12 protein-coding genes are annotated in these 13,241 nt (G+C 72.0%); 6 read left to right on the top strand and 6 right to left on the bottom strand.

From position 1 onward, the window contains the following. Nucleotides 1-106: 106 nt before the first annotated feature. A complete protein-coding gene (locus tag CTZ28_RS25270; RefSeq protein ID WP_183154574.1) occupies nucleotides 107-763 on the top strand; it encodes an HAD family hydrolase in 657 nt (218 codons plus the stop codon). Here CTZ28_RS25270 and CTZ28_RS47190 read toward each other — a convergent pair. Further along, nucleotides 760-903, bottom strand: coding sequence for a hypothetical protein (locus CTZ28_RS47190; protein ID WP_183154581.1), 144 nt, complete (start codon nucleotides 901-903; stop codon nucleotides 760-762). The genes CTZ28_RS25270 and CTZ28_RS47190 overlap by 4 nt on opposite strands. Before the next feature lie 26 nt (nucleotides 904-929). Beyond that, nucleotides 930-1,613, bottom strand: a complete 684-nt coding sequence (locus CTZ28_RS25265) for a GDSL-type esterase/lipase family protein (protein ID WP_121891980.1) — start codon at nucleotides 1,611-1,613, stop codon at nucleotides 930-932. An 88-nt stretch (nucleotides 1,614-1,701) separates the two neighbouring features. On the opposite strand from CTZ28_RS25265, the gene CTZ28_RS25260 reads away from it, so the two are divergent. Continuing rightward, nucleotides 1,702-2,670 carry a TolB-like translocation protein gene (locus CTZ28_RS25260; protein WP_121891979.1) on the top strand — a complete coding sequence of 323 codons (969 nt, stop codon included), beginning with the start codon at nucleotides 1,702-1,704 and terminating at the stop codon, nucleotides 2,668-2,670. Nucleotides 2,671-2,786: 116 nt separating this feature from the next. Here the strand turns inward: CTZ28_RS25260 and serC are convergent, their stop codons facing one another. Further along, entirely contained in the window at nucleotides 2,787-3,905 is a 1,119-nt protein-coding gene (gene serC / locus CTZ28_RS25255; protein ID WP_121891978.1) for a phosphoserine transaminase, read from the bottom strand. 509 nt (nucleotides 3,906-4,414) lie between these two features. Between serC and CTZ28_RS25250 the strand changes: the two genes are divergently transcribed. The 3 genes from CTZ28_RS25250 (at nucleotide 4,415) to CTZ28_RS25240 (ending at nucleotide 9,158) form a co-directional block, all read left to right on the top strand. Further along, the gene (locus tag CTZ28_RS25250) at nucleotides 4,415-7,288 is read left to right on the top strand and encodes an FAD-binding and (Fe-S)-binding domain-containing protein (protein WP_121891977.1); all 2,874 of its coding nucleotides are present in this window, start codon (nucleotides 4,415-4,417) and stop codon (nucleotides 7,286-7,288) included. Nucleotides 7,289-7,292: 4 nt separating this feature from the next. After that, the gene (locus tag CTZ28_RS25245; RefSeq protein WP_121891976.1) at nucleotides 7,293-8,048 is read left to right on the top strand and encodes a metallophosphoesterase family protein; all 756 of its coding nucleotides are present in this window, start codon (nucleotides 7,293-7,295) and stop codon (nucleotides 8,046-8,048) included. 153 nt (nucleotides 8,049-8,201) lie between these two features. Next, nucleotides 8,202-9,158: an EamA family transporter gene (locus CTZ28_RS25240; protein ID WP_121891975.1), complete on the top strand. Its 957-nt coding sequence runs from the start codon at nucleotides 8,202-8,204 to the stop codon at nucleotides 9,156-9,158. A 7-nt stretch (nucleotides 9,159-9,165) separates the two neighbouring features. Here CTZ28_RS25240 and CTZ28_RS25235 read toward each other — a convergent pair whose 3' ends face one another. Next, nucleotides 9,166-9,390 (bottom strand): DUF397 domain-containing protein, encoded by a 225-nt coding sequence (locus CTZ28_RS25235; RefSeq protein ID WP_121892045.1) that lies wholly within the window; start codon nucleotides 9,388-9,390, stop codon nucleotides 9,166-9,168. Between CTZ28_RS25235 and CTZ28_RS25230 the strand changes: the two genes are divergently transcribed. Continuing rightward, nucleotides 9,363-10,313 (top strand): NAD-dependent epimerase/dehydratase family protein, encoded by a 951-nt coding sequence (locus CTZ28_RS25230; protein ID WP_183154573.1) that lies wholly within the window; start codon nucleotides 9,363-9,365, stop codon nucleotides 10,311-10,313. The genes CTZ28_RS25235 and CTZ28_RS25230 overlap by 28 nt on opposite strands. On the opposite strand, the gene CTZ28_RS25225 is transcribed toward CTZ28_RS25230, so the two are convergent. Beyond that, nucleotides 10,314-10,748, bottom strand: coding sequence for a hypothetical protein (locus CTZ28_RS25225; protein ID WP_121891974.1), 435 nt, complete (start codon nucleotides 10,746-10,748; stop codon nucleotides 10,314-10,316). 61 nt (nucleotides 10,749-10,809) lie between these two features. Then, complete coding sequence (locus CTZ28_RS25220; protein WP_121891973.1) at nucleotides 10,810-12,159, bottom strand: NsdA family TPR-like regulatory protein; 1,350 nt, start codon at nucleotides 12,157-12,159, stop codon at nucleotides 10,810-10,812. Between the last annotated feature and the right edge of the window lie 1,082 nt (nucleotides 12,160-13,241).

Raw genomic sequence — 13,241 nt, 5'->3', positions numbered from 1 at the left:
TCCCCCAGCCAACGACTTGGAGTGCGCTCGATGCAAGCGCATGGACAACCCGTCCTCGGCCGGATCAGCGGCCCGTCGGCCGTATCGCCCCGTAGGCTCACCGGACGTGATTGACACCGTTGTGCTCGACATCGGCGAGACCATCACCCGGGACGACCGGTACTGGGCGTCCTGGGCCGACTGGCTCGGGGTCCCCCGGCATACCCTGTCCGCGCTCGTCGGAGCCGTCGTGGCCCAGGGCCTGGACAACACCGAGGCGCTGCGACTCGTCCGCCCCGGCATCGACGTGGCCGCGGAGCACCGGGCGCGCGAAGCGGCCGGCCGTGGCGAGTTCCTCGGTGAGTCGGACCTCTACGAGGAGGTGCGCCCCGCGCTCGCCGCGCTCCGGCAGAACGGAGTGCGCGTGGTCATCGCCGGCAACCAGTCCGCCCGTGCGGGCCGGCTCCTGCGTGGCCTGAATCTTCCGGCGGACGCCATCGCCACCTCGGAGGAGTGGGGTGTCGCCAAGCCGCAGCGCGCGTTCTTCGAACGGGTCCTGGGCATGGCCGGGTCACCTGCCGAGCGGACCCTCTATGTCGGCGACCACCCGGTGAACGACGTGTTCCCCGCGAAGGACGCCGGGCTCAAGGTGGCCCATCTGAGGCGCGGACCATGGGGGCATCTGTGGGCCGACGCACCGGACACCGTCGTGGCAGCCGACTGGCGCATCGCCAGCCTCATGGAACTGGTCCCCCTCGTGACCGGCGCGTCGGGATCGTCCTAGTCCAGCGGGAACTCGTCCGTCCTGAGGGTGAGGTCGACCACCGTTCCGGTCAGGTCGATGTCGGTGCCGAAGTCCACCCTCGTCCGGACGGCGTAGGACCTCGGCGACGAACTCGACGTCCGCGGTACAACGATATGCACCAGGTTCAGGAACCGCCGGAATTCGGTCAGCTTCTTCCGGGTGCGTACGGGTGTCCGATTCCCCACGCCCCCCACATCGCCCCCGCGAACGCCCCCGCCAGTTTGTGTTCGCCGCTCGGGTTCGGGTGTGTGCCGTCGTAGGTGTCCGTGTGGATGTCGTACGACTCGGGTATCGAGGCCAACAGCAGCGGGGAGGCGGGCTCGTCCAGGTCCGCCACCGCCTTCGCCAGCAGGTCGTTGAACCGGGCCACCTGGTGGGCGAAGAGCTCGTCCGCCGCGGCGCGGATGTTCGGTATGACCGGGAGCACCACCATGCGGACGGCCGGGTCGGCCTCGCGTGCGGCGGCGACGAAGGCACGGGCGTTGCGGGCCGTCTGCTCGGCGTCCGTGTAGAAGCCGAGGTCGATCAGGCCCAGCGACACCAGCAGCACGTCCGGCCGCCGCTCGCGCATCGCCTCGCCGATCAGCGGAGCCATGTGCAGCCAGCCCTCGCCCCAGCCGGCCAGATGGCCGCAGGGGAAGTCGGGGTCGGCGTAGGCGTGGGAGGTCGGCGCGTCCGCGGCCTTGTCGTACAGGGTCTCCCGCGGGCCGACGAGCGTGAAGGGGCCGCCGTACGTCGCGCACAGGTGCTGCCAGAGCCGGTAACGCCATGTGTGGTCGCCGGTGCTTCCGATCGTCATGGAGTCACCGACGGGCATCAACCTGAGCATCCGCTCATGATGGACGATCACGGCGACGGGTGGGATGTGAGGCCCACCACGTCGGGCCGACCGCGGGCCGGGATGGCAGGCTTGGGTCATGCGTCGATCGTTGGCCCTCATCGCCGGGGCCCTGCTCACGGGTGCCCTCGCCGTGCCGCCCGCCGCCGCGGCCGATGGTGACGAGGGGTTCACGATCAAGGACCCGCGGATCACCGAGTCCAGTGGCCTGGCCGCCTCCCGCCGCCATCCGGGCATCTACTGGACGCACAACGACAGCGACGACGGGCCGTACCTCTACGCCGTGGACGGCGCCACGGGCCGGACCGTCGCCACGGTGACGCTGAGCGGCATCGGTTCCCCGCGCGACGTCGAGGCGATCTCCATCGGGCCCGGCAACCAGATCTACGTCGGTGACATCGGCGACAACCTTGACGGCTCATGGCCGTACGTCTGGATCTACCGGCTGCCCGAGCCCGCGGAGCTGACGGACCGGACGATCCGCGCGACGCAGTACGTGGTGAAGTACGCGGACGGCGCCCGGAACGCCGAGTCGCTGGCCGTGCACCCCAAGACGGGGCGCGTGTACCTCATCGACAAGAAGGAGGACGGCGGGCACCTGTACGAGGGACCCGAGCAGCTGTCCGCGTCCGGCACCAACGTCTTCGAGCCGATCGCGCCCGTCGACCTGTGGGCCACCGACGCCGCCTTCTCACCGGACGGCCGGCAGCTCGCGGTGCGCGGCTACTTCGGCGGGATCCTGTACGACTGGAACGGCTCCGACATCCGGCGCCGGGACCGGCTCGACGTGCCCCTCCAGCGCCAGGGCGAGTCCGTGACCTACTCCGCCGACGGGACCAAGCTCCTGTACGGCAGTGAGGGCGAGGAAAGTTCGGTGACGGCCGAGGACGCGCCCGAGGCCGACGAGGGGACCGCCACGCCGTCCACCGGGAACGGGAACGCCGCGGTCGGCGGGGCGGGCGCCAGCTCCGGCCTGAAGGTCGCCGCCGTCGTCGCGGTGGCCGCCGCGGCCCTGCTCTGGCTCCGCCGGCTGCGGCGCCCCGACTGAACGCGGGCCCGCGCGGGCGCCGGCCGAGCGGCCGGACGGGCGAAGGGCGCCCGGCCTGACACCGGGCGCCCTTGCGATGTACGGGAAGCGGCGGGATCACCGCCGTACGGAAGCGGTCAGAGCTTCTCGATGACGTAGTCCACGCAGCGGGTCAGCGCCTCGACGTCCGCCGGGTCGACGGCCGGGAACATCGCGACGCGCAGCTGGTTGCGGCCGAGCTTGCGGTACGGCTCGGTGTCGACGATGCCGTTGGCGCGCAGCACCTTGGCCACGGCCGCCGCGTCGATCTCGTCGGCGAAGTCGATCGTGCCGATGACCTGGGAGCGCTTGGCCGGGTCGGAGACGAACGGGGCGGCGTACTTGGCCTCCTCCGCCCACGAGTACAGGCGGGTCGAGGAGTCCTTGGTGCGGGCCGTGGACCAGGCGAGGCCGCCCTGGCCGTTCAGCCACTCCAGCTGCTGGTTCAGCAGGAAGAGGGTGGCCAGCGCCGGGGTGTTGTACGTCTGGTTCTTGCGCGAGTTGTCGATCGCCGTCGGGAGCGAGAAGAACTCGGGGACGTGCCGGCCGCTCGCGTGGATCCGCTCGGCGCGCTCGATCGCGGCCGGGGAGAAGACGCCGATCCACAGGCCGCCGTCGGAGGCGAAGGACTTCTGCGGGGCGAAGTAGTAGACGTCCGTCTCGGCGACGTCGACCGGGAGGCCGCCGGCGCCGCTGGTCGCGTCCACCAGCACCAGCGCGCCCTCGTCGGCGCCCGCCACTCGCTTGATCGGCATGGCGACGCCGGTCGAGGTCTCGTTGTGCGTGAAGGCGTAGACGTCGGCGCCCGCCTCGGCCCGCGGGTCCGGGTGGGTGCCGGGGTCGGCGGCGATGACCGTGGGTTCGGCCAGCCACGGCGCCAGCTTGGCGGCCTTGGCGAACTTGGACGAGAACTCGCCGAACGTGAGGTGCTGCGACTTGTTCTCGATCAGCCCGTGGGTGGCGATGTCCCAGAACGCGGTGGAGCCGCCGTTGCCGAGGACGACCTCGTAGCCGTCCGGGAGCGAGAACAGGGCGCCGATGCCTTCGCGCACCTGGCCGACCAGGTTCTTCACCGGGGCCTGGCGGTGGGAGGTGCCCATGAGGGACGTACCGGTGGCGGCCAGCGCGTCCAGCGCCTCCACCCTGACCTTGGAGGGACCCGCGCCGAACCGACCGTCCGCGGGCTTGATGTCAGCAGGAATCTGGATCTCAGCCACGAGGTGAGGTTAGCGGCGGAAGAAACCCAGGCGAAACCTGGTCCGTCGGCTGAGACGGCGTTTCGGGTGACGCGCCCTCACGGGCTGACACCCACGACGCCCTACACCTGGGGCTCCGACGCCGACACGCGCGGCCTCCGGCTCCCGGCCGTGCGAGGGGCTCGGCGCCCGCGCGCACGGCTGCCTGCTCAGGGCAGACCCGGCGCCCCGTCCGCGCCCGGAGGTCTCAGCGCCCTTGTGCGAGGCCCTGGCTGCCGTGCGCGCGGGCTTTTGTGTCCGTGCCCGAAGGCCCCGGCTCCGGTGCGTACAAGCCACGCCCGTGCGCGCGGCCCCTTGCCGTCCGCGCCCGCGCGCCTCGCTGTCCTGCGGGTGGGCCGGACCCCCGTGCGGCTCATTCCGGTGCCCCTTGCGCCCCCGGGAAGTGCTCAGCGCCAGCTGTGCGGGCCCCGGGGGCAAGCGCATGCGTTCCGTGGGTGCTGTTCTCGGGGTGCGGCTGGTTTGCTGGGCGTATGACGGATCTTGCGGCCGAGCTGCGTGGGGCCGTCCGGGGTGACGTCGGCTTCGATGTCACGTCCCGGGCGCTGACGACCATGGACGCGTCCAACTACCGGCGTGTCCCGCTGGGGGTGGTGGCCCCGCGGGACGCCGACGACGTCGCCGCGGTCCTCGACGTGTGCCGGGCGCACGGCGTGCCCGTGGTGGCCCGCGGCGGTGGTACCTCGATCGCCGGGCAGGCGACCGGCACCGGCGTGGTGCTGGACTTCACCCGGCACCTGAACCGGGTCCTGGAGATCGACCCCGGTTCGCGCACCGCCGTCGTCCAGCCGGGCCTGGTCCTCGACCGGCTCCAGGAGGCCGCGGCGCCGCACGGCCTGCGCTTCGGGCCGGACCCGGCCACTCACGGCCGGTGCACGCTCGGCGGGATGATCGGCAACAACTCCTGCGGCGCGCACTCGGTGGCCTGGGGGACCACGGCGGACAACGTCATCGAACTGGACGTCCGCACCGCGCGCGGTCGACGGCTGCGCCCGGGACCGGGCTGGGCGGGCGCACCGGAGGGTCTGCGCGCCCTCGTGGAGGGCGAGTTGGCGCTGTTGCGCACCGGCTTCCCCGAGCTGCCCCGCCGTATCTCCGGGTACGCGCTGGACGCGCTGCTGCCGGAGCGCGGCGCCGACGTCGCCCGTTCCTTCTGCGGCTCGGAGGGCACGCTGGGCGTGCTGACCCAGGCGGTCGTACGTCTCGTCGAGGACCCACGCGCGCGTGCCCTGGCCGTGCTCGGCTACCCCGACGAGAGCGCCGCGGCCGACGCCGCCGCGGGCCTGCTGGCGTACGGGCCGCTCACCGTCGAGGGCATGGCGGCCGACCTGGTGCCGTCGGCGGCCGGGCTGCCCCGGGGCGGGGCCTGGCTGTTCGTGGAGACCGGCGGGGAGTCGGCGGGGCAGGCACGCGCGCGTGCCGAGGAGATCGTCCGCGCCGCCGACGTCGTCGACGCGCTCGTCGTCACCGACCCCGGCGCCCAGCGGGCCCTGTGGCGGGTCCGGGAGGACGCGAGCGGCACGGCGACCCGGATGCCGGACGGCAGGGAGGCCTGGCCCGGCTGGGAGGACTGCGCGGTGCCGCCCGCCCGGCTCGGCGCCTACCTGCGGGACTTCCGCGCGCTGCTGGCCGCGCACGGGCTGCGCGGCACGCCCTACGGGCACTTCGGCGACGGCTGCATCCACGTCCGTATCGACTTCGACCTGCTGACCGAGGCCGGCATCGGCCGCTTCCGGCGGTTCTCCGAGGAGATCGCCGACCTGGTGGTGGCGCACGGCGGCGCGCTGTCCGGGGAGCACGGGGACGGTCAGGCGCGGGCCGAACTCCTCCCGAAGATGTACGGCCCGCGGCTCGTCGGCCTCTTCGAGCGGGCCAAGGCGGTATGGGACCCCGACGGCCTGCTCAACCCCGGCATGCTGGTCCGCCCCGCCCCCCTCGACGCGAACCTCCGCTTCTCCGTCCTGCCCCGCGAACCCGTCCCGGTCGCCTTCGGCTACCCCGGCGACGGCGGCGACTTCTCGGCGGCCGTCCGCCGCTGCGTCGGCGTCGCCAAGTGCCGTACGACGACGGCGTCCGGCTCCTCCGTCATGTGCCCCTCCTTCCGGGCGACGGGCGAGGAGGCGCACTCCACGCGCGGGCGCGCCCGGCTGCTGCACGAGATGCTCGCCGGCGAACTGGTGACGGACGGCTGGCGCTCGACCGAGGTCCGGGACGCGCTGGACCTGTGTCTGTCCTGCAAGGGCTGCCGCTCCGACTGTCCGGTCGAGGTCGACATGGCCACCTACAAGGCCGAGTTCCTGCACCACCACTACGCGGGGCGGCGGCGCCCGGCGGCCCACTACACGATGGGCCGGCTGCCGGTGTGGCTGCGCTGGGTGGCGCGCACCCGTACGGCCGCCGCGGTCAACGCGCTCGCCGCCGTACGGCCCCTGGCGCGCCTGGCGAAGCGGGCGGCCGGGGTCGCACCCGAGCGGGAGCTGCCGCGGCTGGCCGGGGAGACGTTCGGACGCTGGTGGCGGCGGCACGAGCAGCCCCCGGCGGACGGCGGAGACCTCGTCGTGCTGTGGCCGGACACCTTCACCGAGCACTTCTCGCCCTCGGTGGGGCGGGCGGCCGTCCGCGTACTGGAGGCCGCCGGACTCCGCGTGGCCCTCCCGCCGACTCTGCACCTGGCGGCGCCCCCGGTGGGCGGCGGCAGCTCGGCCTTCCTGAACCCGCTCGCGATCCTCCGGGGCCGCGGCCGGGTCTGCTGCGGGCTCACCTATGTCTCCACGGGCCAGCTCGACCGGGCCCGCGCGGTGCTGCGCCGCACCCTGGACCTGATGGAGCCGGTCCTGCGGGCCGGGGTCCCCGTCGTCGTCCTGGAACCCAGCTGTGCCGCCGCCCTCCGTACCGATCTGCCCGAACTGCTCCACGACGACCCGCGCGCGGCCCGGCTGGCGGCGGCGGTCGTCACCTTCGCCGAGGCACTGGAGCGGTACGCGCCCCACTGGACCCCGCCCGCGGTGGACCGGCCCGTGGCCGGCCAGACCCACTGCCACCAGCATGCGGTGCTCGGCGACGCGGCCGAGCGGCGGCTGCGCGCGGCCGCCGGCCTGACCGGGGAACTCAGCGGCGGCTGCTGCGGTCTGGCGGGCAACTTCGGCTTCGAGAAGGGCCATTACCCGATCTCCGTCGCCTGCGCGGAGGAACAGCTGCTGCCCTCCGTACGCGAGGCCCCCGAGGGAACGGTGATCCTGGCCGACGGCTTCTCCTGCCGCACCCAGTTGGAGCAACTGGCCGGGGTCAGGGGCCGACACCTGGCGGAGACACTGGCGGAGGCGCTGACGGAGGCACTAGGAGACTGAACGCATGCCGTTCGACCGAATTGCCGTGCTCTCGGACATCCACGGGGTGCTCCCGGCCCTGGAAGCCGTCCTCGCCGAGCCCGATGTGGCCGCCGCCGACCGGATCGTGCTCACCGGCGACATCGCGGCGGGACCGCAGCCGGCCGAGGTGATCGACCTGCTGCGGGCGCAGGGCGACCGGGTGCTGTGGGTGGCGGGCAACGCGGACCGCGAACTGGTCGAGTTCCGGCGGGGCGAACGCGACGGCATCCCGGACCCCATCGCCCCGTTCGCGGCCGGAGCCCTCCGCGCCGACCAGGTCGACCTGCTGGCCTCCCTGCCGAAGTCCCTGACCCTCGACGTCACCGGCCTCGGCCCGGTGCTGTTCTGCCATGCCACGCCCCGCGACGACGAGGAGGTCGTGCTCGTCGACTCCCGGCCCGGCCGCTGGGCGGAGGTCTTCACCGGCCTCGACCCCGGCGTCCGTACCGTCGTCTGCGGCCACACCCATATGCCCTACGTCCGGCTGGCCCACGGCCGCCTCGTCGTCAACCCCGGCAGCGTCGGCATGCCGTACGGACGGCCCGGCGCCCACTGGTGCCTCCTCGGCCCCGGCGCCGACCTGCGCGTCACGCCGTACGACATCCCGGCCGCCGTCGCCTGCCTCGTCGCGGAGTGCGCCTACCCGGACATCGCCGCATGGGCCGACTACTTCCTGCACGCGCGGGCCACGGACGCCGAGGTACTGGAGCAATTCGGACCGCGGGACGGGCGGAGCTGAAACCGCCGACGGGTTCGGCCGTACGGCGAGCACGGTGTGTCTCAGGATCCAGGACAGTGGTGTAGGGGGTTCACACCCCTGACGGGAGTCAATTACTCTGGACTTGGAAGTACATCGTGATGAACGCCCCCTGATCGATCCCCTGGACCGCCCGTGACCACCCGCAGTGCCTCCACGCCGTCGCCCTCCTCGACCACCGCCCCGCCCGGTGCCACGCCCGCGCAGGGCGCCGCACCGCGCCGGTTCGGCGGGCTTGGGCCGGTCGGGCTCGTCCTGTCCGGCGGCATCTCGGTCCAGTTCGGCGCGGCGCTCGCCGTGACCCTGATGCCACGCGCGGGCGCCCTCGGCGTCGTGACGCTGCGGCTGTTCGCGGCGGCCGTGGTCCTGCTCCTGGTGTGCCGGCCCCGGCTGCGCGGCCACTCGCGCACCGACTGGGGCACGGTGATCGTCTTCGGTGTCACCATGGCCGCGATGAACGGCCTGTTCTACCAGGCGGCCGACCGCATCCCGCTGGGCGCCGCGGTCACACTGGAGGTGCTGGGCCCGCTCGCGCTGTCGGTGCTGGCCTCCCGCCGGGCGGTCAACGCCGTCTGGGCGGCCCTCGCGCTGGCCGGTGTCTTCCTGCTGGGCGGCGGGGGCTTCACCGACCTCGACCCGGCGGGCGTCGCCTTTGCGCTCGGGGCGGGGGCGATGTGGGCGACGTACATCGTCTTCAGCGCCCGTACGGGGCGCCGCTTCCCGCAGGCCGACGGGCTGGCGCTGGCCATGGCGGTGGCGGCGCTGGTGTTCCTGCCGCTCGGGATCGCCGAGTCGGGCGGCAAGCTGCTGGACCCGACCACCGTGGCGCTGGGCTCGGCAGTGGCGGTGCTCTCCTCCGTCCTGCCCTACACCCTCGAACTCCTCGCCCTGCGCCGCATGCCCGCCTCCACCTTCGCCGTCCTCATGAGCCTGGAACCGGCCCTCGCCGCCACCGCGGGCTTCCTGATCCTCGGCCAGGCCCTGTCGCTGACGCAGTCCCTGGCCATCGCCCTGGTCATCGCGGCCAGCATGGGCGCGGTACGCACCCAGGTGGGCCGCGGCAAGGCAAAACCAGAACTCCCACCGGCCTGACGCGCGATCACTGCGTGGCGTGGTCGAGAAAGTCGCCCCAGGCGGCGGGGGAGAAGACCACGTGGGGCCCGGCGGCCTGCTTGGAGTCACGGACGGCTATGCGGGGGGCGAGGTCGGCGACCTCTACACAATCACCGCCGGTGTCGCCGCTGTATCCGGGGCGGCGCTTCCCCCGCCTGGCCCTGTGACGGCAGGATCGGGGCCATGCGCATTCTGGTGATCGGCGGAACATGGTTCCTGGGCAAGGCCATTGCAGAGCAAGCGCTCGCGAGGGAGTGGGCCGTCACCACGTTCAACCGTGGACGATCCGGCCCGGACGTCGAAGGAGTCCGACCGGTCCACGGTGACCGTACGGTCCGGGAGGACCTGGACCGGCTCGCCGCACACGGCCCGTGGGATGCCGTGATCGACACGTCCAGCTCCGACTTGGCGCCGCGTGACGTCCTGCTCTCCACCACCGCCCTCCGGGGCGCGGCACAGCGATGGGTTCACATCTCCACCGTGTCCGTCTACGAGGGCTGGCCTCACCGGCAGTTGACGGATGCCTCGTCGCTGCTGGTGTGTCCGGCGGACGCGGACGAGACGTACGGGTACACGGGCGTGGACGGCAGTCCCACCGTCTACGGGTTCCAGAAGGCCGGCGGCGAACGCGCGGTGACGGAGGTGTTCGGGAAGGCTGCGGTCTTCCTGCGGCCCGGCGTGATCCTCGGCCCCGGGGAGTACGTCGGCCGCCTTCCTTGGTGGCTGAGCCGTGCCGAACGCGGCGGGCGCATCGTGGCCCCGGCCCCGGCGGGGCAGCACATCCAGCCCGTAGACGTGCGGGACGTCGCGGAGTTCGCGCTGGACCAGGCCGCGAGCTCGACGAGCGGCGGCTACAACGTCACCCACCCGGAGGGGATCACCTTCGACGGCTTCCTCGGCGAGTGCTTGGCGGTGACGGACAGCACCGGAACGCCGGTGTGGGTGACGCCCGAGGTCCTGATCGAACAGGGCGTGAAGCAGTGGACGGAACTGCCGCTGTGGCGCACGCACGCCGGCGTCTGGTCGGTGGACTCGGCGAGGGCTGTTGCGGCGGGCCTGCGGTGCCGGCCGATCGCTGAGACGATCAGGGACACGTGGGCGTGGCTGGCCCGGGACGCCCTGGCCGCCCTGTGATCAGGCTTCGAGGGCGAGCAGCCCGACGTGCGGGCCGATCTGATGCGGCGGGGAGACCCGGTTGAAGTCCTCGATCCGTTCCCGGATCTGCCCGGCGAGCTGCGCGCCGTGGTACGCCGGGCGCGACAGGTGGCGGTGGACGCGGGCGGTACGGACCACGATGCCCGTCATCCGCTGGTCGCTCGGGATCTCCCACACCGGGGCGAGCGCTTCCGCGGCGCCCTCCACGTCATCGGCCAGGAGGCGGGCCATGGCCAAGTCGGCCGAGGCGCCGCCCCGGACATGCGCGGACTGTGCATCCGGTGTCCGCCGGCCGAGGAGGGCGAGGGCCTGGTGGGCGGCGGCCTCGGCCTGATCGCTGTCGCCGACGATGAGCGCGGTGGTGCTGTTGGACATGGCCAGTCGCTCGGCGGTGAAACCGAACTCGCCGCCCACCGTGTCGTGGATCGTGCTGCCTCCGGGGCTTGCCGACAGCTTCCCCGAAGGCGTCCCTCGTTCAGGCCTTGGCCGCTGCGACTTCTCGCACTCGGCCGGCGAGTTCTTTCACCGCACGGGACTTGGCGTAAGGGGCGAGGTCCGTGCGCAGGGTGGCGAAGTGGTCGTCACCGCGGATGGACGAGACGTGTTCGTACTCGTCGAGGAAGCGGCTCCAGGACTGGCATGCGGCGTCCAGGTGCCCGTACCGGAGCTGCCGTTGGGCGAGTACCGCGTAGGCGTGAACGCGGCCCTGTCGCTCCTGGGCCGGCTGGAGCCGGATGGACTGCTTCATCGCGTTGATGCTGCCGGAGAGATCACCCTCTTCCACCAGCACGTGGGAGACGTGGAAGAGATAGGCGGTCCGGTCGTAACCGCCGATTGCGTCGCGCCGGTTGTCGGCTTTGCTCAGCGCTGTCTCGGCTTCGCGTAGGCGGGTGTGGGCCCGGTGCCGGTCGCCGACCATGGATGCCGCGTGGGCCTGCTGTCCACGCAGGAACGCGACCAGACGAGGACCGGCGGTCGGCGCCGCCTCGGCCGCAGAGTTCGCCAGATCGAGCGCCGTCTGCCCGCGTCCGAGATTCGACGCTTGCAGGGACATGCCGCGCAGCGTGCGGCAGTAGGTGACGTGATCGCCGGCTTCGTCAGCGAGTTTGAGTGCCTTGACGTAGTAGGTCTGTCCCAGACCGTGAGCCTTCTCGTACATGGCCATCCAGCCCGTCAGGTACGTGAGGTCGGACGCGGCGGCGAGCATGTCCCGCTTGACCGGCTCGGAGGCCTGCGCCCGCAGCCACGGGCCCACGGTGTTGACGAGGAAGGCGGCGGCCATGGGGCGGGCGTGGCCTGCGCCGAACTCGTCGAGAATGTCCGCGATTCTCGCTGTCATGGACCGCACGGAGGCGACTTGGGATGCACCGATCCGGATCGTCGCCTTGCCCGGCGTGACCGGACTTTCGGCGGCCCGTGCGGTCTGCTGGAACGCCGGCACGGACAGCGCTGCTGAGAAGAGAGTCGCGGCCAGGACTCCGCGACGGGATGGATCCATATCCGCCCTTCCTAGGTCGATCAACTCCTCAACAGTGTCGACTGGTTGAGAACCGTCGCTGGACCCGGCGGGCTGGAGACCGGCCTCCTCGTGGGTCACCGGTCGCCCTAGACGAGCGGACAGGGCTTCGAGGATCAGGGGCCTGACCTGAGGCTTTGGCGGCGTACCGGCAATCCAGTGTGCGACGGCAGTCCGGTCGTAGGTGAGATGCAGCCCGGCTTGCGGACCAAGTCGGTTGACTTGTTGTGCCAGTTGTGTGCGCGTCCATCGTGCCTGCTCAAGCAGCTTGTCCAAGGCAAGGTTGGGCGTGCGGTTTCTCGTGGCCATGTACTCACTCCCGACAGCTCCATGGCGTTCACGGTGTTCACGGTCGCACCTGTCTCCAACGGTACCCGCAGTGCGTAGTTGGGCGATTACCTCTTACGAGTAATCCGAATCGTCTCGGCCCTGGGGAGCAAAGGTGGCCAGCGCACAAGCACTGAAACGAGACGTCTCCGTGTTGGAGGCTGACCTATGACGGGCCTGGAGAGACACCCAAGGGCGCGAGCCGGGGTGCTGGTGCCCAGGCGGCGGATGTCCGTGCAGGCCGTGGCTTCCTGGCTGCTGGTCTCTGCCGTGGAGAGCGTTGACCGGGCCTGGAACGACTGGACTACGAGCGGTATCGCGCTCTTGCGGTGCGGTGGGTTGTTCGCCGCGGTACGCATGTCCGCCGGGATCGTCCACGCCGCGGCTACCTCGCTTCAGTCGAGGCGGCTCGGGAGGAGCGGCGGCGATGCATATGAGGCCGGACAGCCCGAAGGGCCAGTTCTTCTATGCGCTGGTCCTGGCCGTCCTCATGTCCTCCCTCGTGGTCGGCATCGGCCGTTGACCCCGTGACCGGCTCCGGTCGCTCGCGTCCCAGGGGGCAGCCGGAGCTCCCAGGTGCCCGCCGGTTTCCTGCTCCCGGCTCTCCCCGTGGGGGCCGGCGGGCCCGGCCCGGCACACCCGATCCCGTGATGCCTCTGGGTGTGCCGGGCCGTCACCCTCGTCTCGACATAGGAAGGTTCTCGATCGTGTTGCCTCCGGCTCCGCCAGGCCTCGTCCCGTATATCGCCGGATGGAGCGAGGAAAGACTCCTGTCGTGTCCGATCACCCGCCGCCGCGGCTTCCCGGGGATCGCTTACGCGGATGAGACGCCGTACGACCGGGACAGCTTCGGTGTGCTCTGGGTCCGGTACGTCCTCCGGCCGAAGCAGCGCCGGGGCAACCCAGTGTTCCGGAACGTTCACCCGTATCGGCAGCGCCGGGCCATGCTCAACATGATGTGCCAGGTCTGCGCTCGCATGCCGCCGGACCCGCACGGTCCTCACCTCTTTCTCCTGAAGGACTCCGGCGGTCCGATCCGGGAGGGGGAGCTCACGACGAGTCCG

It is taken from the genome of Streptomyces shenzhenensis (assembly GCF_003688995.1).
GTDB lineage: Bacteria > Actinomycetota > Actinomycetes > Streptomycetales > Streptomycetaceae > Streptomyces > Streptomyces shenzhenensis_A.
Note: the sequence above shows the minus strand (reverse complement) of the source record. Positions and strands in the feature narration are given on the sequence as shown.